Source organism: Undibacterium sp. GW821-FHT11H02, assembly GCF_058808015.1.
The window spans coordinates 263,708-285,622 of sequence record NZ_JBXARG010000001.1; the positions used below are offsets into that span (position 1 = coordinate 263,708).

Below are 21,915 nucleotides of genomic sequence, written 5' to 3' on the forward strand. Positions count from 1 at the left end.
CGAAACTCATGCTTGACTTATTTTAATGACTTAAAAATCTATCTGTCTTACTCGTTCTACTGGCAATGCTGCGCTCTGCATCATTCGTAATAGCGTTGATATGGACTTATCTCACTGGCTTAAAATCGAGATCATGGAAGTCGAAACTGAAATCGGTAGCAGGCGAAATCGCTTTCATGGTTAAGCCATTCGGTTTGCCTTCCGTATCCAAACTAAAATTAGCAAAGGCATCGGCGTTTAAACTTCTATCATGCCATTTGACGACAAATGTAGTTCCTTTGTAGAAGCGCATTTCTCCCGTCAGTGCTGGCGAACGTTTTGAGGCGAATAGCATCTTGCCTTTTTCCAATCGGATAGTAATTTCGCCAAACCAATTATCTTTGTAAGTACCAAGATAGTGGCTGTGATCAATTTTCAGATTTGCACTGGCCTTTTGCTGTGTGTCTATGGCTTTCCAGACTTCGGCAACTTCCTTATCATTTTCCGCATTGCGCTTGAGTAAGCGTTCATTGTATTCAGTGACGCGATCAACTGCCGGCATGCCCAGATAACTATCTTTGATGGTGTTTGTAATAGCATTGAATGCGACCCCAGCTTCTTGATTCGTCAGTACGATGATGCCAAGTTTTAATTCGGGAATTAGTGTCACTTGAGTCACCATACCGAGTAAGCCACCTGTATGCGTTACTTGTTTGTAGCCCTTGACATCACTCAGACCCCAACCTATGCCATATGCCGCAAAGTGGGTGTTGTAAGGACCGGTATTGGGGCCGGTTTGCAGAATCGTCTGTGGTGACCACATGTCATGTTGCACACGTTCGCTAAACAGGCGTTGTTTATTATCGGCACCGTAACTACCTCTATTCAATTGCATGCGCACCCATTTACTCATATCCACAATATTGCTATAGATACCGCCTGCAGCATTAATGACTTCATTCGGGCGAAATGGAACGACTTGCAAAACGCCGTCCACAGGTACGTGTGGATCCACCACATTGTCGTGATTTTTTAGACGTGTAATTGACGCAGCACTGTCTTGCATCGCGAGCGGTTTCATGATCTTCTGTTCAATAAATTCTTCCCAGCTCAAACCAGAAACACGCTTCACTACTTCGCCGGCAACGATATATAGATTATTGTCGTAATCGTACTTACTCCGAAAACTCGATACTTGCTTTAGATAACGCAGATTATGAATGACGTCTTTGAGCGTGAAATCGCTGCCATCCGGAAAGAACATCAAATCACCCGCACCTAATCCCAAGCCACTACGATGCGTCATCAAGTCCATGACGGTGAATTCTTCAGTGACGTAGGGATTGTAGAGTTTGAATTCAGGAATGATGTTAGTCACTCTATCGTTCCATTGGAGCTTCTTCTCATCGATCAAGATCGCCAGCGCTGCGGCAGTGAAGGCTTTTGAGTTAGACGCGATGCCAACTAAAGTATTGACATCCATCGGCAACTTCGTTTTGATAGAGCGCACGCCATAGCCTTTACTATGAACGATTTGATCGTCTTTAATCACCGCCACAGAAATGCCAGGCACATTAAAGGTTTTCATCGTCTTCTCAACTAAGGCATCAATCTGGGCTGCATTGATTACCGCCGTTGGCGTAGCGGAAGCTGAAGTCGCATTGACGCTTGTTGATGCTTGGGGCTGCGCAAACGCAATACCATTAAACATTACCGCACTTATAAATAATGCCATGATTTTTATTGCGGAATTTTTCATTTTTTATCCCTTATTTTCGTCAATTATTTGCATAGCTTAATTCGGTACATCAGAGTGCAGCAGGTACAAGATAGAAACCCAACACAACTAATCCTGAACCAAACCAATCGAGTTCAAACGCAGCACGCGGTCACAACGTTTTGCCAGCTCTGCGTCATGCGTCACGATCACAAATGCGGTACCTAAGGTACGTGACAATTCCAGCATCAACGCGAAAACCTGATCCGCGATACCACGATCAAGATTACCTGTAGGTTCATCAGCCAATACACAGGCTGGATTTGTGACCAAGGCTCGCGCCAGGGCGACCCTTTGCCTTTCGCCGCCAGATAGTTCGCCAGGCACATGCGTCAATCTATGCTCTAAGCCTACTTTTGCCAACATGGTTCGTGCTATCGCCTGCGCCTCTGACCGCTTCATACGACGAATTAATAAGGGCATTGCGACATTATCTAAAGCGGAAAATTCAGGCAGTAAATGATGGAATTGATAGACAAATCCTAGTGATTGATTACGCAAGTTACCGCGTAGCGCTTCGCTCATATTGGCGAAATCATTGCCGAGCAAATTCACCACGCCCTTGCTAGGGGTATCTAAACCGCCGAGTAGATGCAATAAGGTTGATTTGCCAGAACCTGATGCGCCCACAATGGCAACCCGCTCTCCCGCAGCAATAGAAAAATCAACACCCCGCAATACTTTGACAGCTTGTTCGCCCTGGCCAAAAGTCTTGGCTAAATTTTTGCACGACAAAACAGTTTGTATCTTACTCATAGCGCAATGCCTCCGCTGGTTTTACGCGGGCAGCACGCCAGCTTGGATAAATTGTCGCCAGAAAAGCGAGTACGACCGCGATGGCACCAATCGTCCAAACATCAGACCAATGCAAATCTGAAGGCAAACTGCTAATCACATAGACTTCTTTTGCTAAAAATTGTATGCCCAAAACACGTTCTATAAATGGCACTATCACGTCGATATTGAGTGCGACAATGATGCCCGACAAAACACCAAGTGCAGTGCCAAACAAACCAACTAAACCACCCTGCACCATAAAAATCTTCATAATAGACATCGGCGATGCGCCTAAAGTACGCAAAATAGCGATATCCGCTTGCTTTTCAGTGACCGTCATGACCAAAGTCGAGACTAAGTTAAACGCCGCCACTGCGATGATTAAAGTCAGAATAATGAACATCATGGTTTTTTCTGTTTTAACTGCAGCAAAATAATTACTATTTTGCTGAGACCAATCGCGTGTGATCAAATTGCCGCCTAATGTGCGACTCAATTCAAAGGCAACTTGGGGTGCTTGTAGCATATCTTTAATTTTCAAACGTACACCGCTTGGACCTTCTTGGCGAAAAAACTTTTGCGCATCAACGATATGGATGAACGCCATGCCAGAATCAAACTCATAATGGCCTGCCTCAAATACGGCAACAACCGTAAACGCCTTGAGGCGAGGTATGGTACCCGCTGGCGTTAATTGACCTTCTGGTGCAGCTAAAGTGACTTTGTCGCCAATACCAACATGCATGGCACGCGCCAAGTCCACGCCTAAAATAATGTTAAATGCACCTTCACGCAAATCCGTCAGCTTACCGGCTTTTACTTTGCTCGCGACGATAGAAACTTTCGGCTCCTCCTCCGGCAAAATACCTCGCAACATAGCACCACGCATGACACCATCATTCACAATCATGCTTTGCGCATCAACATAAGGCGCTGCACCAAGTACGGACGGATGTTTTTGAGCTTCGGCGGCAGTCGCTTTCCAATCAGGAATAACGCCACTGGCATCAAAGACTTCTATATGCGGCAACACCGACAGCATGCGATCCCGTACTTCTTTTTGAAATCCATTCATCACCGACAGTACGATAATCAAAGCAGCGACGCCAAGCGCAATGCCTGACATAGAAACTATGGAAATAAAAGAGATAAAACTATTGCGGCCACTACGACGTCCTGCACGGGTATAACGCAGGCCGACTAGCCATTCAAAAGAGAGATTTTTCACGAAACGGCAGATTCCATTCAAAAACATGTGGCGGGGAAATCCATATACGCATAGAACAAGTTACACAGATATCGAGGATTTTTCTAACAGGGCGCTAGTTTGCCATACAATGACGGTATGAGCTATTTAGAAATTATTTTACCTTTCAGCATCCCTCCACAATCGCTCGCCAAAGAGTTGATGAAGCAGATGCGAACCCCATCCTTGGCGACCTTGCTCGGGCATGCACGAACCACGGCTGTGCATGAGTTTGAAGAACTATCACGACAATTGCCGCATGAATATTGGCTGACTAGGGATTTTGACGCCCCAGATAAACAAGCAAGTGACCAACGTAGCACCAGCCCAGCTCTTACGCACTTTTCTATGCAGCAAGCTGGTGTTCTACCGAAAGAGGGATTTTGGTTCACTTTAAGCCCGGTACACATTCATGTCGCCCGCGATCACTTGGTAATGACTGATCCACTTCGCTTACATATCAGTGAGGCTGAATCGCGAGCCCTATTTGCTGCAGCTGAAAGTCTTTGTACTGAATTAGGACACACGTTGATCTACGGCGATCAGCAAACCTGGTTTCTGCGCGCGGATCAATGGCAGAATTTATCGACCGCGAGTTTAACCGCAGCCTGCGGGCACAATATGGATATCTGGATTGCCACAGGCGAGCACGAAGTGGCGTGGCGCAAGTTGCAAAATGAAATACAAATGCAATGGCATATACACCCCGTCAATCAAGAGCGCGAGGAGCAAGGACTCAACACAATTAATTCGGTTTGGTTGCATAGTGGCAGTTCTAGATTGCAAGTTCCTAGTTACGCGTTTGGTATTGACCAGTTTCAGCAGGCGCTAGCCACACCAACTCAATTCCCGGCGAAAGGCATAGTCTTAGTAGAACTAATGGAAGCTGCTTTGAACAATGATTGGGGGAGCTGGTTGGCCGCAATGAATCAACTCGAGGAGTCTTGTTTCTCGCCCCTACTTCAAGCTTTAGAGAACAAAAAAGTAGTCGCGATAAATCTGATTTTTAGCGATGCTCACCGCCTTAATGTGTTCGAATGCAAGGCCCCGCAAAGCTGGAAATTCTGGCGCAAAGCGTCGTTGCAAGCACTTGCTGACCTGGCGGGTACCACGTCGCAAACTGATCGCTAGGCGATACGTGCAATTACGATCGGCATCAACTTCAACATTACATCTTTTATGACACGCATTGCTACTCGCCCATATCCGTTCCGCCAAGCCGAAATGCTCAAACAAAGTGGTTTGCATCCCGTGTTGGCACGATTATTTGCTGCCCGTGGCATTCAAGCTGCGGAAGAATTGCGTACCGAATTACCCGCATTAATTCCCCCGACTCAATTGCTCAACAGCGAGAAAGCGGCAATCTTTCTTGCTGATGCAATTGCTGCTGGCAAAAAATTAGTGATCGTGGCGGATTATGATTGCGATGGCGCCACAGCCTGTGCAGTTGGCCTGCGCGGTTTGCGTATGCTAGGTGCAAATGTTGATTACATCGTGCCGAATCGTTTTGAATATGGCTATGGACTAACGCCTGAGATTGTCGAACTCACCGCTCGTGAAAAATCACCCGATATCATTGTGACGGTCGATAATGGCATTGCCAGTATTGAGGGCGTTGCGGCAGCCAACGCACGCGGAATCCAAGTTGTGGTAACCGACCATCATTTACCTGCCGATAGTTTGCCGCAAGCCAGTGTGATCGTAAACCCGAATCAACCCTTCTGCGATTTTCCCAGCAAGAATTTGGCGGGCGTCGGCGTTATGTTTTATGTCCTACTGGCCCTGCGTGCAGAATTGCGGCAACGCGCGGTATTTGATCAACAAAATCAACCTAAGCTCGACACCCTACTTGATTTGGTAGCGCTGGGTACCGTTGCCGACGTCGTTAAGTTAGATCCGAATAACCGGATTCTGGTGGCGCAAGGTTTAAAGCGTATGCGCGCAGGTCGCATGCATGCCGGAATTGCTGCACTCTTTCGCGTTGCGGGACGTGAGCCGCGTCTGGCCAGCCCTTTCGACCTCGGTTTCGCGGTAGGCCCGCGGTTAAATGCGGCAGGCCGTTTAGCGGATATGTCATTGGGCATAGAGTGTTTAACCACAGATGATGAAGGTCGTGCCTGGCAAATCGCCCAAGAACTCAATAGCATCAATGCCGACCGCAAAGACATAGAACGAGAAATGCAAGATGTCGCCCTGCTCCATCTGGATGATTTCCAGGCTCAAGACACGCACACCATCACTGTCTTTGACGAGTCTTGGCATCAGGGCGTGATTGGTATCGTTGCGTCACGCTTAAAAGATAAGTTTTTCCGCCCCACGATTACATTTGCACCGGGTGACGAAGGTCTTATTAAAGGATCGGGTCGTTCGATTCCCGGCTTTCATTTACGCGATGCACTCGATCTGGTATCGAAACACGCACCTAGTCTCATACAAAAATTCGGCGGTCATGCAATGGCGGCGGGTTTAACTATCCGAGCCGAAGATTTCGCCGCATTCCAGACCGCCTTTGAAGCTGTTGGTAAGGCTTGGTTACGCCAAGAACAGTTGGAGCGCATCATAGAAACCGATGGCGTCTTAGAAGAAGCTTATTACACGACGGATTTTATTGAACTACTCGATAGCCAAGTTTGGGGGCAAGGTTTTGCGCCACCAATCTTTTGCGATGAATTTAAATTAGTATCGCAACGCATTCTAAAAGAGCGCCACCTCAAAATGGTCTTAGAAAGAAATGGCATGCGCTATGACGCGATTTGGTTTGGTCACACCGACAGTTTTGGTGAGCGCATTAAAGTCGCGTTTCGGCTAGATGCTAATGAATACAATGGTGTAACAAAAGTCCAGTTACTAGTTGAACACGTAGAACAAGTCTAGGGCCTATTGACCTAGTCATCATCAGTGAGATGCAAGTCCGCATTATCGATGTCGTAGTCAAGAATTTCAGCGGGCTTGCACTCTAATATCAAACAAATTTTTGCCAGAGTGGCAAAGCGTATGCCACGTACTTTCTCAGTGCGCAACATAGACAACTGCGTCTCGGATAATCCAATTTGTTCTGCCAATTGCTTGGCGCGCATTTTTCTGCGAGCTAGCATGACATCTAAATTTACGCGAATAGGCATCTTGACTGTGCTTATACGAAGCTATCCACTTGGCTTTGCAGGTTTCTGGCGCGCTGTGCCACAAATTTAAGGATCAAACCTATCATACCTATCGTCACAGCTTCAATATCCCAATGTGTTTTCACAGAATGTGAGCCTTGATTAATCCAGCCTTCCAGCGTCGGAACTAAAAGAATGGCAGCCATCGCTGCATACATCAAGTAAGCACCTGTGGATTGTAAACATTCGAGCACTGCAGGATCAAAAGTTTTGCTGAGTTCAAACTTCCTTAAAAAATTGGCCGCCGTCCAAAGCGCGTACAAATAAGTCACCGGCACCAAAAGGCCTGTCCAAAAAAACGGCAACTTCAATGACATCATGAACGTATTGAGTAAATTAAAATTGCCGCCCAAAATATACGCAGGGAATAATTGCGCTCCTCTGTCAATTATTAAATTCAAAGCAAACACAAAAGTCATCACTTTGACAAAAATACTCAATTTGCTGGCATAGCCCATAGCCGCACTATTAGTTGAACTCACAACGATCTCCCAATAAGTTGAATGAAAAAAATATCGTTAAAACACATATTAATTTAAGTAAAACTTAAAGTAAATGGTTTTATCTAGTAATGAAATCTGAGTTAAAATTAACCGAGCTGTACCAATGATAAGACTCCCTGCTCTAATGCTTATCAAGGATTGCAAACACTTACGAGCCATCCCATTTTGACTGGAATTATGATGCGTAAATTCGCCCTTTTACTCTCGATACTTTTATTGCCGATTAGCATAGCCAGCGCCCAATCAAATATTAAATTGACGACGTCAAATGGCGTAGAGAATGAAGATTTAATGAATGTTTTACGGTTTCAGGGGATCAACTATACCAAGGTGAAATTTAGCGGCACTGACTTGTGGGGCAAAAATTTTAAAATTTTCCTGCGCGATTTCAGCCAAAACAAATTGGTGAAAACTTACGAAATTTTTGATTCTACTGAAGATGAATTCTTTAAAATTAAGGAGCAAGAATTCAGTTTCAATGTGCTGGTACAAAGGACGAATAATAATAGAGCGAAGTTTGATTTTCGCTTTTTAGGTTTTGGCGCTGTCAAAGAAATTGCACTCAATACCAATCAAAAAGACTTCATGCTCAAGAGTCTGCAAACTGACGACAGCGAAACAAGTATTGAGCTCAATAAGACGCAAACTATTTTAAGCTTCATGATGCCTTATCAAAGCAAGAACAAGCTGATTAAGTATGTTGATGTCAGTCAAGCCGGTATATCACCTAAAGAATTAGGTAAGAAATTTAAGATACCGCGTTATTTCCTTATTGATATTCGCTTTGATTAATCCCAGATTTCTTTCGGACTTACGCAAAACAGACGCTGGCGTCGTTGGATTCGCCTCGCCGTACATTTGTACTGTCTTCGGCTCTCCGTCTAGCCAGCGCCATTTTACGTAAGTCCTATTCTTATTAGGACTTGCAAATAAAAAAGCACCGAGATACAAAAATCGGTGCTTTTTTTGCGTTTAAACTTGATAGTCAACTATGCGCTATTTCGCATTCCAAATCGCTATCATATCGGCAGATCCCTGAGATCGAATACCATTATCTGACAAGATCGCTTCCGTCTCAGCCACCATCGCTTTGCGTGGCAATACCATCGTTTCACCATAGCGTTGGTCGTAATGAATGACGACTAAATCGTCTTTCAAATCACGCAATAAGCTAACCAGATGCTTTAAGCTTTTTACCGGAATACCATTGATAGAATAAATCACCGAGCCAAAGCGGTTGCTATAGCCAGTGACCAATTTATGCGGAAAAAATGGCGAGCTAACTACCACTAACTCTTCACGCTCTTTACTTGGCGCCGCACCACGCAAAGTGACCAAGGGACTAGCGTTATAAGCGTAGCCATTTAAAGCCGGTGCATTATTACTCAAAAAACTCAAATACTCGACCGTGGCACGAGAGAACACAATTGGCCCGTAAATAAAATACGATGGGTAGCCGCCTTGTAGATCAGAGATTAAATGGGGCCGTCCAGCATATACAGGGGCCTGAATTTTCATCGCTTTTCCGGCGCGAACTATGGTCAAAGGCACTTTACCCTGTTCGGCAATTTGCTGCACTTTGTACTTGAACATGACTCGCACATTGGGTTTCAATTTCACCATGCATTGATTATCAATCGGTGTGTCGCCAATATGCGTGACTACATCCCATTCTTTCAAGGCGTTTTCTGCGTTCGCTTGATAAGGCAAATGGATAATGCAACCTTCTACTGATTTATCCAGCTTCAAATAATCGCGTACCGTAGGATTTTCAAAAGTTTGCGTGACGTCCAACAAGATAGGTTTGCCATCGTATTTTTGATCGGCGACATCTTTCAAGAACAATTCGATTTCTTCGTTGGGGATGATATAGCCAATATTTTGTGCATTCATCAATCCAGAAAACGCCAGTCCTATCATTTTATCGGCCGCGATAACCGGACCGCCACTATTACCAGGATTGATTGCAGCATCGATTTGTATGCGAAGACCGCCAACACTACCGTCATAATCAACAAATTCAATACGAGAAACAATACCTTTGGTAATAGAAAGTGAATTACCACCTGTCGGATAACCATAAGCAAACACCGCGTCCGTAATTTCAGGTAACTTATTACTGCGCTGGACTGCTGCATGCGTATCAAAGAACTTCTCATCATCTAGCTTCAATACTGCCAAATCCATACCGCGTGAAATCGCAACCACTGTTGCTGAAACCTTATCTCCCTCTTGCCCAGTTTGCACCTGTACTTGACTTGCGTATTCGACTACATGTGCATTGGTCAAAATACGGCGACCTTCAATCACGACGCCAGAGCCCGTTACTTCTTGCGGCGATGCCTTGCCCCAAGGCTTAAATGGATCAGGCCCACGCAAAGTCGAAAACACTTTGACAACGGATTTTTCTAGATTATTGGTGGAATTTTGAGGAGCAGATTTTGATGTATTACTTGTAGCTTGAGCTTGCGCTATGGAACAAGAAAAACTCATAAAAGAAACCGAAACAGCAAATGATAAAAATTGAAGTACTCGAGAAAATCTTTGCATAATCTATTGAAGTTAGAAGAATTGAAGTATCCGGGAAATGGACTGCACCATTTCGGGAATGCATTATATAGGTGCCAACCTCGCACGACGGTGAATACTTATGACGCTCTGCAGCAAAGTGCCATCCTTGCTGCAACTCATCCACCATCGCATTATTTTTCGGCGGATTCCGAGCCTGGCGTTTTAGCGGGAGCACTACCAGGCACCGGTTCTAAACGACAAGCTCTGGCATGTGCAACACCTTTTAGATAAGAGCGACGCACGATACCCGCCATACCCGCCGCTGCGACTTCACGGGCGTGACTATCTGCTCCGGTCAAACGTCGTATCCAAGCGCGAAACGGTACAAAACCTTCAGTGAAACTTTTTAGTGCGTTCACCGTGGCGTTTCCCAACTCCCGTTCTACGACATTGCCGTCGGCGTCGAGTTTGATGGCATCCAGATCTGGTCCCAATACAAAATCCAATCCTTGAATTTCTGTCGTGAACCAAATACAGCCAGCATCCGCAGGAAATGCGTAGGGCGCTTTGCGGGCACTTAACAGGACAGCCGGAATCTCAGTGCGCATTAAATTGAAATCACTAAGCGGCGATGTGATCGCTGAACCTATACGCGAATCAAAACCTGCATCAGCCTCGGCCTTACTTTTTGCTAGCCGTTTGCCGTTCTCCGCATTTGGCGTATTGCTTTGTTCCGTTGTTGCTTTATCTACCGACGTTGGCGTGTGCATTTGCTTGTCGCCACTACTGGCGCAGGCACTTAAACCTACAATAAAAAACAAACATCCTAGCGCTTTCATTTTTAATTTCCAGCTATGTTGTGCCTCAATTAATTTTTTTATCTGTCTCATAATCTCACCTGTAATCATTTAAAACGATGTGGCTTTTTATCTGTGCATCACTTACCAGGGCAATTTTCATTTTACCAACATTAAAAAGATTGCAGTAATAAATCCATACTTTTATTAGTGTTAATGCGGATTTCAATAAAAATCCCGAATAAAATCAGGCAATCTCATAGCTCGCTCTACTTCAGCATAGATCTTTTGAGCGCTCCCGATTTGCTTTTTGTGCGCGCTTTTTCGCATTTAATTCCCTTCAATTGACACTTCGTCGGATACAGTTTTTTGTTCCCCAAAAAGAAACCTAGAGTGTCCCTATCGCTTAGCACTTCAAGGTTTTCAGATGTTAAGCGATCAATAAAACAGCATTATTCCTTGCTGCAAGTTGCCACTTTCGTAGTCCATCTTACTTATGAGAGAACATCATGAAACTTACTCGTTACCTCCTTGCCTTCGGCGCGTTGACAGTCGCTACTTCCGCTTTTGCCGCCAGTCCAGACATCAATGCAACGGTCACTGTCAAAGGCTCGCAAAAACTCCATTCTAGCTATATCAGCCCAGACGAATTTCTTGAGCTCGGTGGACGCTACCAACTAGACAACGGCAAAACTCTGACGATCACGCAGAGGCAAAACCGCTACTACGCTGAGATCTCTGGCCACAATGTGGTTCAAGTCATCCCTCGCAACAGCGCGCTTTTTGTAGCGGCCGACAATTCGGTCAAGCTCCAATTTCAAACCGTAAGCGATGGCAAATCCACGAAAGTAAACGCAACTTATATCGAAGCACTTAACTAATTTTTCAATCTATCAACAATGCATTCTTTACAAACTCGCCACTACCTTTACAGAACCTAAGTATTAACTCATTGCATTTCTGAAAAGGTAGTGGATACCCACTAAAAATCAAGTAAATGCGATAACGAGCAATCGCAGGCGCAGACATCAGGATTCAGGTAAAATCGCGCCCATGAATCCTGCCCCGAAAAATCTATTTGCCTCGCCGCGCTACCGTCCCGATGTTGGCGGAAAAAATGCCGCTCCGTTTCTCCCTATGTCACGTGCTGAAATGGACGCGCTGGGATGGGATAGTTGCGATGTCATCTTAATCACGGGCGATGCCTATATTGACCATCCTAGTTTCGGCATGGCGCTGGTGGGTCGTTTATTGGAACAACAAGGTTTTCGGGTGGGTATAATTAGTCAGCCCGATTGGCACTCTGCCGAAGATTTTCGTGCTTTAGGACGCCCCAATCTGTATTTCGGCATCACTGCTGGCAATATGGATTCCATGGTGAACCGCTACACAGCGGATCGCAAAATTCGCTCAGAAGATGCTTATACCCCAGACGGTGACCCAAATAAGCGCCCAGATCGTGCCGTGGTTGTTTATGCGCAAAGAGCACGTGAGGCTTTCCCGGAAGTGAACGTCGTAATTGGCAGTATCGAGGCCAGTTTGCGTCGTATTGCACATTACGACTATTGGTCGGATAAGGTAAAGCGCTCGGTGTTACCTGACTCGAAAGCCGATCTCCTATTATTCGGCAACGCAGAACGAGCAATTGTTGATCTCACGCATAGGCTCGCTGCCGGCGAGTCTATCAAGTCCATTCGTGATTTGCGTGGCACCGCATTTATGACACCATCAAATTGGTTACCAGATTCAGATTGGACTGAAATTCAATCTATCAAGATCGATACGCCAGGCAAAGTAGAAGCGCATACCAATCCTTACGAGATGATGCCGGAGAAAGATGCCAAGTGTTCAACTGGCACAATAGACACTAGCGCGGGTGGTAACACTATTGCTGTACAAAGCGCCGCCTCAGATGCTGTCAAGCAGCAAGCAATACGCATCATGAGTCGCGAAGAGCGCCAAGCTATGCTGCGTGACAAACATAATAAATCAGTGATTCGCTTGCCCTCTTTTGATGCCATCAAAGATGATCCAGTAATGTATGCGCATGCGTCCAGAGTATTTCATTTGGAAGCCAATCCCGGCAATGCAAAAGCACTTTCACAGGCGCATGGTGAACGTGATGTCTGGATCAATCCACCCCCATTGCCATTGGCAATGGATGAAATGGATGGCGTGTATGACCGTGCGTATGCACGTGCACCGCATCCAAGCTACGGCAAAGCACGCATCCCAGCCTGGGAAATGATACGTTTTTCCGTGAATATTATGCGCGGCTGTTTTGGTGGCTGTACTTTCTGTTCGATTACCGAACATGAGGGACGGATTATTCAAAGCCGATCAGAGCCCTCGATTCTGCGCGAGATAGAGGAGATTCGTGATAAAACTAAAGGATTTACGGGTACTATTTCTGATTTGGGCGGCCCCACCGCCAACATGTATAGACTCGCTTGCAAAGACAAAAAGATAGAAGAATCTTGCCGTCGCTTATCCTGCGTTTATCCCGGCATTTGCAGTAATTTAAATACCGATCACAGCAAGCTTATCTCCTTGTATCGCAAAGCACGTGCGATTCCTGGCGTAAAAAAAATCCTGATCAGTTCAGGCTTGCGTTATGACCTCGCTGTACGCTCACCAGAATATGTAAAAGAGCTGGTGACGCATCACGTTGGCGGCTTATTGAAGATTGCTCCGGAACACACGGAAACGAATACTTTATCGAAGATGATGAAGCCTGGCATAGGTGCTTACGATGAATTCAAAGCGATGTTCCATAAGTATTCGAAAGAAGCAGGCAAAGAGCAATACTTGATCCCCTACTTCATCGCTGCACACCCGGGCACTACCGATGAAGACATGGTCAATTTGGCGTTGTGGTTGAAGAAGAACGATTTCAAACTCGATCAAGTACAAACCTTTATGCCTACGCCTATGGCACTGGCGACAACCATGTACCACACACGCAAAAATCCGCTCAAGAAAATTACGGCTGATTCAGAAATAGTGGAGACCGCTCGTTCGGGCAAAATCCGTAAATTTCACAAAGCCTTATTACGCTATCACGCTCCTGAGAACTACGACGTTGTCAAAGAAGGTTTACTACGCATGGGGCGTGGGGATTTGATTGGTAGTAGCGAACGTCATCTGATCCCATCACGCGCACCGGTGGTGGCGAGCTTAGTAAGTGCGGGAACGGTTCCGATTAAACGTGGCGCGGCACCCAAGTTAAATACTTTCGGTAAAAATTCCGCCCATAGACTTGCCTCCAAGGTTGCGCCTAGCACATCAAAAACGGGCTTATCCTACAATCCGGCCAAACCAAAGAAAACGGTGAATAAAACAGGCGGTCGATAATTTCTTTCCCAATAGACTGAATTCATCTTGAATGCATGGTGAATTTACAATTAATGCGCCCTAGTCTGATAGTCAATCTATGATTTATTGGCATTCACGAGTGATTTACCTCAGGTAGGCCCTCACTCGGGTATAATTTAGGGTTTATTTATCTTATCTAAAGAAGCCCAAATGGAAGCCGAACGCCTCAATAGCATTGCCAACTTGCTCATCGACTTAACTAGTCGTGAAGCCGAACTTCGGAGGTATCTTTGACTTCGATATCAAGTCAGAGAAACTCGAACAAGTTAATGGCGAATTAGAAGATCCTAAAGTTTGGGAAGAACCTAAACGTGCGCAAGAACTTGGCAAAGAGAAAAAATCCTTAGAAGCCATCGTTCACACCCTGATTAAGATCGACGCCGATCTAAAAGACGCCAATGAAATTTTCGACATGGCGCGTGAAGAAGGCGATGAAGATACGCTGGAAGCGATCGAAGCCGATGCTGCACATCTGAAAGAATTAGTCGAAGGTATGGAATTCCGTCGGATGTTTAATAATCCTATGGACCCAAACAATTGCTTTATCGATATACAAGCTGGTGCTGGTGGAACTGAGGCGCAAGATTGGGCATCGATGCTGCTACGTCAATATTTGCGTTATTGCGAACGTAAAGGCTTTAAGGTCGATATTCTCGAACAATCCGATGGCGAGGTTGCCGGCATCAAAACGGCAACACTCAAGGTTGAAGGCGAATACGCTTATGGCTTCCTGCGCACAGAAACGGGCGTGCATCGTTTAGTGCGCAAGTCACCGTTTGATTCGGCGAATGGTCGTCATACTTCCTTTTCCAGCTTGTTTGTGTATCCGGAAGTCGATGAATCTTTTGAGATCGATATCAATCCGGCCGACGTGCGGGTCGATACTTATCGTGCATCTGGTGCGGGTGGTCAGCACATTAACAAAACCGATTCCGCAGTACGTTTAACCCATGCGCCATCGGGCATCGTAGTGCAATGTCAAAACGATCGTAGTCAACATCGCAACCGTGCTGAAGCATGGGAAATGTTGAAAGCGAAATTGTTTGAATTGGAATTGCGCAAGCGCATGAGTGAAAAGCAAAATCTGGAAGACACCAAGACCGATGTGGGTTGGGGTCATCAAATTCGCTCCTACGTACTGGATCAATCGCGGATTAAAGATTTGCGTACCAATTACGAGATGGGTAATACAAAGGCCGTATTGGATGGCGACTTGGACGGTTTTATTGCGGCGTCGCTCAAGCAAGGTGTATAAAAAATATTAAAACCCCTCAACACAGAGGTTCACAATTCATTTTCAATTTTAGAGAACAATCATGTCCGACCAACAAAATACAGCAGCAGAATTGCCACAAGACGAAAATTCGATCATCGCTGAGCGTCGTGCCAAACTCGATGCGATTCGGGCGAAAGGCGTTGCTTTCCCTAATGATTTCCGTCCACAACATAAGGCTGCTGATCTGCAAGCACAATACGGCGACATCAGTCGTGAAGACTTAGAAGTGCAAAACGTCGAAGTGGTCGTTGCTGGTCGTATGATGCTCAAACGTGAAGCTGGCAAAAAAGCAGCCTTCGCGACTTTGCAAGATGCATCTGGCTTGAAAGCGGATGGCCGCATTCAGTTATATGTTACGACAGACAAAACTGGCGAGGCAGAAATGGAAGCCTTCCGCCATTATGACTTGGGCGATATTCTCGGTATTGAAGGTGTATTGTTTAAAACTAAGACAGACGAGTTAACCGTCAAGGTGACGAAGTTGCGCTTATTGACGAAGTCACTGCGCCCACTGCCAGACAAATTCCACGGTTTATCCAATCAAGAAACTAAATATCGTCAACGCTATGTAGATTTGATCATGAGCGAAGAAACTCGTCGCACATTCAAAGCACGTACGGCGGCGATGAACTCTATCCGTAGCTTCATGAATAGTCATGATTTTATGGAAGTAGAAACACCGATGTTGCACGTGATCCCTGGTGGTGCAGCGGCGAAACCTTTCATCACGCACCACAATGCCTTAGACATGGAAATGTATCTGCGTATCGCGCCGGAATTGTATTTGAAGCGCTTAGTCGTCGGTGGCTTTGATCGTGTATTTGAAGTCAATCGTAACTTCCGTAACGAAGGTGTTTCACCACGTCACAATCCAGAATTCACGATGATGGAATTTTATGCGGCTTACGTGGACTACAAGTGGTTGATGGACTTTACTGAATCCGTTATTCGCAAAGCGGCGATCGATGCGCACGGCACAGCTGTGTTGACTTACCAAGGTAAAGAGTTAGATTTATCCAAACCTTTCCAACGCTTGACCATTGTTGGCGCAATCAATAAATACGCACCACATTACACAGCCGAGCAATTGGGCGACGCAGAATTTATCAAAGCAGAATTGAAAAAATTTGGCGTCAAACCGTTTGCTACTGCGGGTCTTGGCGCATTGCAGTTGGCTTTGTTCGAAGAAACTGCCGAGGCGCAGTTATGGGAGCCTACTTACATCATCGACTACCCTGCCGAGGTCTCTCCTTTGGCACGTGCTTCTGATACGGTTGCTGGCATTACAGAGCGTTTTGAGCTATTCATGACTGGCCGTGAAATCGCAAATGGCTTCTCAGAGTTAAACGATGCAGAAGATCAGGCAGCGCGATTCATGGCACAAGTTGCAGCGAAGGATGCTGGTGATGAAGAGGCGATGTATTACGACGCCGATTACATTCGTGCTTTAGAATACGGTTTGCCACCGACCGGTGGTTGCGGCATTGGGATTGATCGATTGATGATGTTGATTACGGATTCACCGAATATTCGTGATGTAATTTTGTTCCCGCATTTGCGTCGTGAGGAATAAGGGTTCTTTGATTAGAAATTGATGTTGTGAGCAAGGGGGAGACTTAAATGTTTTCTCCTTTTTTATTTCTGTCGTTGATTTGCGTTCGCAGGTCGGGGGTAGCCCGACAGCTACTTACTTTTCTTTGCTTCGACAAAGAAAAAGTAAGCAAACGAAAGGCGACCGTAGACTCGCCCTTCGGGTGCTTACGCTTCGCTTCAGCATAATTTGTGCATCACAAAAAATGGGAAAGTGTTGAAACTCGCTACGCTCAGACAACAACACTTTCTTATCCATTTTCTGTGACGCACAAATTACATCGTCTCAAACGGGGGGAAGTCAAAGTCAAAAACAGAGTCAAAAACAACACCAACACCAACACCAACACCAAAACAAGCAGTCTCGACGAACGCATATTTTTCTACAAGCTGTTGTAGGTCGTTGGTTTTGTATTTGAAGTGGTTTTTGACTTTGCTTTTGACCTCAATCCACTTCTGACACTGCCAATTGTGCAAGACAGAAAATGGATAAAGAAAGCTTCGTTGTTTGAGGTTAAGCAGGGGTTTCGATGTGCATGCACATCGCCTGCGTACGGTCTTCGCGTGCTAGCGAAGATGCGCCCTGCAAGGGAAGCGAGTTTCGAAGCTTTCCCATTTTTTGTCTTGCACAATTGGGAACCCGAAGGGCAGTGGCAGCGTGGTCGCCTTTTTTGGGTTACCTTTTTTGGCGAAGCAAAAAAGGTAACTGGCTGTCGGGCCACACCCGACCTACAGGCTCAAAAATCACTAAAAAAATAAACGCCAACCTAATACACAAATCACGCGTGGGCAGAAAAACCCTGCCCACTCTACGATATCATCAACAACCCACCACAATCATCCAATTTCCTGCGCCAAAGCCAAACCACTCAAAAACGCATTCTCCACGCGCCCACCACCCTCTAGTCCAGCAGCAAACCAATCTCCACAAACCCCAATTTTCGCTTTAGCATCCCACAAAAAGGACTCAGCTAAAGGCGAATCTGCCTGCGCATAGCGCCAACGATGTGTCACTGCATGAATCGCTTGTATTGGTGAACCCGTGGCCTCGTGAAACGCTTTAGATAACTTCTCTTTAGCACGCTCATGATCATCTTCCAAATGTTCAACACTCCAGGCGGGTGTCGCATGACAGACCCATCGTTCACCAGCACGATGATCAGGTTTCGAAGTATCACGTGCAATCCAACCCAAGCGCGAATTGCTAACCCATGCGCCGTCATAATCCAGATTTAATGGATGCTGAAAGCCTAACATCAAGACCCAGCATGGTTGCAAACGTACTTCAGCGACTTTCTTAGCGAAGCTAGCGTGGTCTTTCAATAATACCGAGGCTTGTTCTGGCGGAATCGCCATAATCACTGCATCAAAAGGACCGGCAGAAGCTGCGACCGGAATTTCATCTGTTTTAACGGACAAGATCCATTGATCACCATGCGCCTCTAAAGCAACGACTTGCTGCTCTAAGCGCACATCTAGACCATGCGCCAATTGTTTACCCAATGAACTCATGCCTGGCACGGGCACATAACGTTGCGCACTCTCCCCCGCAGCGCCGGTTTTGCCATGATCGAGACTAACCAACTTACTCTCCCATGGCACCACCCATTCTAATTTACGCCAATCAGCGACTTCTTTTTTGAATCGATCCGAGCTCGCGGTGAAATACTGCGCGCCGTGATCAAAGCCACCGAGTTCGGTTTGTCGTGTACTCATACGTCCGCTGACGCCGCGACTTTTTTCATACACAGTGACATGATGTCCCTGTGCCTGACACTGACGGGCTGCGGTTAATCCAGCTAAACCTGCACCGATGATGGCTACCTGCATACAAATCTCCTTATTTTTATCGACTTTCAATCAAACTTTCATCCAACACAAAAATCATATGACAAGTATTACACTTCAACATATACAAAAAACTCGGGCAAAAAAAAACCCACAATTCACATCATGGGTTTCGCACTATTTATGACTGTTCTTTTTCATCTTCGACTGGCCAATCGCGGATGTAAGCTTTCAACATCTTGTTTTCAAAGCTTTGCGCCTCTAACACGGCGCGTGCGACGTCATAGAAAGAAATCACGCCCATCAAGGTTTTCGCATTCATGACGGGTAAGTAACGGGAATGTTTTTCCAACATCATGCGACGGACTTCATTCACTTCCGTATCGGGTGTAACGGTCATGGGATGGTCATCCATATATTTGCGCACAGTCCCTTCGCCCAACGCACCACCATTCTTATGTACGGCGCGAATCACTTCCCGAAAAGTCAGCATACCGACCAAATCACCATACTCCATCACGATCAGGGAACCAATATCTTTTTCTTCCATGAAGCTCACAGCTTCTGTCATCGGTGTATCAGGAGTAATCGTAAAAAGAATATTTCCTTTTACCTGTAGAATTTCTGAAACCTTCATTTTATTCCTCCGATCTGATCTACCTAACCTACCCTAAAAGCTTACCTATCACCCAACTGTAGGAAATTTCCGCACAGTCTTTGCTTTCTTTCATCTAATGTATCGCAAGCACCCAGAAAAATCTAGTGATTAAGAACAAGTATTTTTGATTTATTGCCAGATCTCGCGGGATCTGTGGTTTGCTGAAAATGATTACTACGTCAAGTCTTTTCAAAAACATGCCAAGTGCGTAGGATATCGGCATCCATTTAGGGAGAATACCAGTTTATGAGCGGTCCAACATACCCAGGCTTTGACACTTTGTCATTGCACGCCGGCGCCGTAGCCGATCCAGCTACCGGTGCACGCGCCACCCCCATTTATTTCACATCGTCATTTGAATTCAAAGATTCTGATCACGCGGCGTCTTTATTCAATATGGAACGCGCTGGCCACGTTTATAGCCGGATTACCAATCCTACCAACGCCGTGCTTGAAGAGCGTATGGCCGCACTCGAAGGTGGTGTTGCTGGGATCGCGGTCGCGAGCGGGCAAGCAGCACTGCATCTTGGTTTATCGACGATTGCTGGTGCAGGCTCGCACATCGTCGCGTCACGCGCGCTCTATGGTGGTTCGCATAATTTATTGGCCTACACCATGAAACGTTTTGGGATAGAAACGACATTTGTCGATCCGCGTGATCTCGATGCTTGGCGCAATGCGATTCGCCCCAATACCAAAGTCTTTTTCGGCGAAACCTTGGGCAATCCTGGACTCGATGTATTCAATATCCCTGCCATCGCAGAAATCGCGCATGAACATCATTTGCCATTGATGTTGGATTCCACTTTTACCACGCCCTACTTGCTGCGTCCATTCGAGCATGGGGCGGATTTAGTCTGTCACTCTGCGACCAAATTTTTGTGTGGACACGGAACTGCCATCGGCGGTGTCTTAATTGACGGCGGTACTTTTGACTGGCAAGCAGCGTATGAAAAAACGGGACGTTTCACCGAACTTTGCGAACCCTATGAAGGATTTCACGGCATGGTATTTAGCGAAGAATCAACGGTCGGTGCATTCTCACTACGTGCCCGCCGTGAGGGTTTGCGCGATTTTGGTGCCTGCATGAGTCCACACAATGCCTTCGCTATTTTGCAAGGCATCGAGACACTGGGATTGCGTATGGATAGACACGTTGCGAATGCACGCAAGGTGGTGGAATTCTTATCTTCGCATCCTGCGGTGGATGGCATCGCCTTTCCTGAATTGGAATCGCATCCTGATTATAAACTCGCTAAAACTTTATTACCAATGGGTTGCGGCTCGGTCTTTAGTTTTAACATCAAAGGCGATCGTGCTGCGGGTCAACGCTTCGTCGAATCCTTGAAAGTCTTTTCACACCTCGCCAATGTCGGTGATGCCAAGTCCCTCGTGATTCACCCTGCTTCCACGACCCACTTCCGCGTGCCCGCCGAACAATTAGCGGCTTCAGGCATCGGTGAAGGAACAATCCGTCTTTCAGTTGGTTTAGAGAGTGTCGATGATTTGATCGAAGACTTAGCACGCGGTTTGAAGATGGCACAGAAAGGCAAATAGTATGTACCTGACGATACAGAATAAAGCAGTCTATGCGTACACCGGTGGCAAGGCCTTTTGTCCCAACCTACCGACGATTATCTTAGTTCATGGCGCACAAAACGACCATTCAGTCTGGGCCTTGCAGTCTCGCTATTTAGCGCATCATGGTTTTAGTGTGTTAGCGGTCGATCTGCCTGGTCATGGCCGTAGCGCTGGCCCAGCATTAAGCAGCGTAGAAAAAATGGCGAATTGGTTGTTAGAACTCATCGAACTGAGCGGCGTGCAACAAGCCAACTTGGCCGGTCATAGTATGGGTTCATTGATCGCACTTGAAGCAGCGAGCATGGCACCAGAACGGATACAAAAACTCGCCCTACTCGGCACCGCTTTCCCGATGAAAGTATCAGATGCTTTATTGTTTTCGGCACAGCACGACGAACAATCGGCCATTGATATGGTGAATATTTTTTCCCACAGCAGGATGGCACATAAACCGTCTTGTCCTGGACCAGGCTTCTCCGTAATGAATGGCAGCATGCGCTTGATGCAAAGAATTTCTGCCATCAATCCCGACCAAGTTTTCTTCAATGATTTCACCGCTTGCAATACCTATTTAAACGGTGAAGAAGCGGCAAAAAAAGTGCAATGTCCGACTCTGTTTTTGTTAGCTCGTCAGGATATGATGACCCCTGTCAAAGCCAGTGCTTTGCTTTCGAATGCGATCAACAACAAGCAAATTCAAATTATAGAAAATTGTGGGCATTCTATGATGAGTGAACAGGCTGATGCAGTGTTGGATGCTTTGTTTGGGTTTATGAAGAACTAGATCTTAATTCCATTCCCCCCAATTAAATTATCCTGTCGTTCCCGCGTAGGCGGGAACCCAGTGTCGTCGTTCGGTTCAAAGCAAAGTCGCTAGATTCCCGCCTTCGCGGGAA

Annotated in this window: 18 protein-coding genes; 9 read left to right on the forward strand and 9 right to left on the reverse strand. The window is 46.1% G+C overall.

Annotated features, from left to right (window positions below; all coding sequences use genetic code 11):
- Nucleotides 1–106: 106 nt before the first annotated feature.
- The 3 genes from AC1RR2_RS01145 to AC1RR2_RS01155 form a co-directional block, all read right to left on the reverse strand.
- Entirely contained in the window at nt 107–1,738 is a 1,632-nt protein-coding gene (locus AC1RR2_RS01145; RefSeq protein ID WP_493220462.1) for a serine hydrolase, read from the reverse strand.
- Between the two features lie 87 nt (nt 1,739–1,825).
- Complete coding sequence (lolD, locus tag AC1RR2_RS01150) at nt 1,826–2,512, reverse strand: lipoprotein-releasing ABC transporter ATP-binding protein LolD (protein WP_493220463.1); 687 nt, start codon at nt 2,510–2,512, stop codon at nt 1,826–1,828.
- Entirely contained in the window at nt 2,505–3,761 is a 1,257-nt protein-coding gene (locus AC1RR2_RS01155) for a lipoprotein-releasing ABC transporter permease subunit (RefSeq protein WP_493220464.1), read from the reverse strand. Before AC1RR2_RS01155 ends, lolD begins: the two co-directional genes overlap by 8 nt.
- A 117-nt stretch (nt 3,762–3,878) precedes the next feature.
- On the opposite strand from AC1RR2_RS01155, the gene AC1RR2_RS01160 reads away from it, so the two are divergent.
- Nucleotides 3,879–4,910 (forward strand): hypothetical protein, encoded by a 1,032-nt coding sequence (locus AC1RR2_RS01160; protein WP_493220465.1) that lies wholly within the window; start codon nt 3,879–3,881, stop codon nt 4,908–4,910.
- A 48-nt stretch (nt 4,911–4,958) separates the two neighbouring features.
- The gene (gene recJ, locus AC1RR2_RS01165; RefSeq protein ID WP_493220466.1) at nt 4,959–6,653 is read left to right on the forward strand and encodes a single-stranded-DNA-specific exonuclease RecJ; all 1,695 of its coding nucleotides are present in this window, start codon (nt 4,959–4,961) and stop codon (nt 6,651–6,653) included.
- Between the two features lie 11 nt (nt 6,654–6,664).
- On the opposite strand, the gene AC1RR2_RS01170 is transcribed toward recJ, so the two are convergent.
- Nucleotides 6,665–6,901: a helix-turn-helix domain-containing protein gene (locus tag AC1RR2_RS01170; protein ID WP_493220467.1), complete on the reverse strand. Its 237-nt coding sequence runs from the start codon at nt 6,899–6,901 to the stop codon at nt 6,665–6,667.
- An 11-nt stretch (nt 6,902–6,912) separates the two neighbouring features.
- Nucleotides 6,913–7,422, reverse strand: a complete 510-nt coding sequence (locus AC1RR2_RS01175; protein WP_493220468.1) for a hypothetical protein — start codon at nt 7,420–7,422, stop codon at nt 6,913–6,915.
- Nucleotides 7,423–7,623: 201 nt separating this feature from the next.
- Here AC1RR2_RS01175 and AC1RR2_RS01180 point away from each other — a divergent pair, with 201 nt between their 5' ends.
- Nucleotides 7,624–8,235, forward strand: a complete 612-nt coding sequence (locus tag AC1RR2_RS01180) for a hypothetical protein (RefSeq protein WP_493220469.1) — start codon at nt 7,624–7,626, stop codon at nt 8,233–8,235.
- A gap of 204 nt (nt 8,236–8,439) precedes the next feature.
- Here the strand turns inward: AC1RR2_RS01180 and AC1RR2_RS01185 are convergent, their stop codons facing one another.
- Both AC1RR2_RS01185 and AC1RR2_RS01190 read right to left on the reverse strand, forming a co-directional pair.
- Entirely contained in the window at nt 8,440–9,936 is a 1,497-nt protein-coding gene (locus AC1RR2_RS01185; protein ID WP_493220470.1) for a S1C family serine protease, read from the reverse strand.
- 209 nt (nt 9,937–10,145) lie between these two features.
- Nucleotides 10,146–10,844, reverse strand: coding sequence for a hypothetical protein (locus tag AC1RR2_RS01190; protein WP_493220471.1), 699 nt, complete (start codon nt 10,842–10,844; stop codon nt 10,146–10,148).
- Between the two features lie 416 nt (nt 10,845–11,260).
- Between AC1RR2_RS01190 and AC1RR2_RS01195 the strand changes: the two genes are divergently transcribed.
- The 4 genes from AC1RR2_RS01195 to lysS all read left to right on the forward strand — a co-directional run bounded on the left by AC1RR2_RS01195 (nt 11,261) and on the right by lysS (nt 16,975).
- Nucleotides 11,261–11,632: a hypothetical protein gene (locus tag AC1RR2_RS01195; protein WP_493220472.1), complete on the forward strand. Its 372-nt coding sequence runs from the start codon at nt 11,261–11,263 to the stop codon at nt 11,630–11,632.
- A 256-nt stretch (nt 11,633–11,888) separates the two neighbouring features.
- A complete protein-coding gene (locus AC1RR2_RS01200; RefSeq protein WP_493220690.1) occupies nt 11,889–14,105 on the forward strand; it encodes a YgiQ family radical SAM protein in 2,217 nt (738 codons plus the stop codon).
- Nucleotides 14,106–14,276: 171 nt separating this feature from the next.
- Nucleotides 14,277–15,381 (forward strand): peptide chain release factor 2 gene (gene prfB / locus AC1RR2_RS01205; protein ID WP_493220473.1). Its coding sequence is split into 2 segments (ribosomal slippage): nt 14,277–14,357 and nt 14,359–15,381, totalling 1,104 coding nucleotides; the frame shifts between segments, so codons are not numbered across the junction.
- 61 nt (nt 15,382–15,442) lie between these two features.
- Nucleotides 15,443–16,975: a lysine--tRNA ligase gene (lysS, locus tag AC1RR2_RS01210; protein ID WP_493220474.1), complete on the forward strand. Its 1,533-nt coding sequence runs from the start codon at nt 15,443–15,445 to the stop codon at nt 16,973–16,975.
- An 854-nt stretch (nt 16,976–17,829) separates the two neighbouring features.
- Here the strand turns inward: lysS and AC1RR2_RS01215 are convergent.
- On the reverse strand, nt 17,830–18,822 hold the full coding sequence (locus AC1RR2_RS01215) for an NAD(P)/FAD-dependent oxidoreductase (protein ID WP_493220475.1): 993 nt from the start codon (nt 18,820–18,822) through the stop codon (nt 17,830–17,832).
- A 139-nt stretch (nt 18,823–18,961) separates the two neighbouring features.
- The gene (locus AC1RR2_RS01220; RefSeq protein WP_493220476.1) at nt 18,962–19,417 is read right to left on the reverse strand and encodes a CBS domain-containing protein; all 456 of its coding nucleotides are present in this window, start codon (nt 19,415–19,417) and stop codon (nt 18,962–18,964) included.
- Nucleotides 19,418–19,684: 267 nt separating this feature from the next.
- Between AC1RR2_RS01220 and AC1RR2_RS01225 the strand changes: the two genes are divergently transcribed.
- Nucleotides 19,685–20,995: an O-acetylhomoserine aminocarboxypropyltransferase gene (locus AC1RR2_RS01225; RefSeq protein ID WP_493220477.1), complete on the forward strand. Its 1,311-nt coding sequence runs from the start codon at nt 19,685–19,687 to the stop codon at nt 20,993–20,995.
- 1 nt (nt 20,996) lies between these two features.
- Nucleotides 20,997–21,803, forward strand: coding sequence for an alpha/beta fold hydrolase (locus AC1RR2_RS01230; protein ID WP_493220478.1), 807 nt, complete (start codon nt 20,997–20,999; stop codon nt 21,801–21,803).
- The last annotated feature ends 112 nt before the right edge of the window (nt 21,804–21,915 follow it).

What these genes read in the sequence shown, in the direction of transcription:
- AC1RR2_RS01215 (WP_493220475.1), bottom strand. Translation starts at nt 18,822, where the DNA reads ATGCAGGTAGCCATCATCGGTGCAGGTTTAGCTGGATTAACCGCAGCC.
- AC1RR2_RS01170 (WP_493220467.1), bottom strand. Translation starts at nt 6,901, where the DNA reads ATGCCTATTCGCGTAAATTTAGATGTCATGCTAGCTCGCAGAAAAATG.
- AC1RR2_RS01180 (WP_493220469.1), top strand. Translation starts at nt 7,624, where the DNA reads ATGCGTAAATTCGCCCTTTTACTCTCGATACTTTTATTGCCGATTAGC.
- AC1RR2_RS01160 (WP_493220465.1), top strand. Translation starts at nt 3,879, where the DNA reads ATGAGCTATTTAGAAATTATTTTACCTTTCAGCATCCCTCCACAATCG.
- AC1RR2_RS01225 (WP_493220477.1), top strand. Translation starts at nt 19,685, where the DNA reads ATGAGCGGTCCAACATACCCAGGCTTTGACACTTTGTCATTGCACGCC.
- AC1RR2_RS01145 (WP_493220462.1), bottom strand. Translation starts at nt 1,738, where the DNA reads ATGAAAAATTCCGCAATAAAAATCATGGCATTATTTATAAGTGCGGTA.
- AC1RR2_RS01195 (WP_493220472.1), top strand. Translation starts at nt 11,261, where the DNA reads ATGAAACTTACTCGTTACCTCCTTGCCTTCGGCGCGTTGACAGTCGCT.
- recJ (WP_493220466.1), top strand. Translation starts at nt 4,959, where the DNA reads ATGACACGCATTGCTACTCGCCCATATCCGTTCCGCCAAGCCGAAATG.
- AC1RR2_RS01185 (WP_493220470.1), bottom strand. Translation starts at nt 9,936, where the DNA reads ATGAGTTTTTCTTGTTCCATAGCGCAAGCTCAAGCTACAAGTAATACA.
- AC1RR2_RS01220 (WP_493220476.1), bottom strand. Translation starts at nt 19,417, where the DNA reads ATGAAGGTTTCAGAAATTCTACAGGTAAAAGGAAATATTCTTTTTACG.
- lysS (WP_493220474.1), top strand. Translation starts at nt 15,443, where the DNA reads ATGTCCGACCAACAAAATACAGCAGCAGAATTGCCACAAGACGAAAAT.
- lolD (WP_493220463.1), bottom strand. Translation starts at nt 2,512, where the DNA reads ATGAGTAAGATACAAACTGTTTTGTCGTGCAAAAATTTAGCCAAGACT.
- AC1RR2_RS01190 (WP_493220471.1), bottom strand. Translation starts at nt 10,844, where the DNA reads ATGAGACAGATAAAAAAATTAATTGAGGCACAACATAGCTGGAAATTA.
- AC1RR2_RS01230 (WP_493220478.1), top strand. Translation starts at nt 20,997, where the DNA reads ATGTACCTGACGATACAGAATAAAGCAGTCTATGCGTACACCGGTGGC.
- AC1RR2_RS01200 (WP_493220690.1), top strand. Translation starts at nt 11,889, where the DNA reads ATGTCACGTGCTGAAATGGACGCGCTGGGATGGGATAGTTGCGATGTC.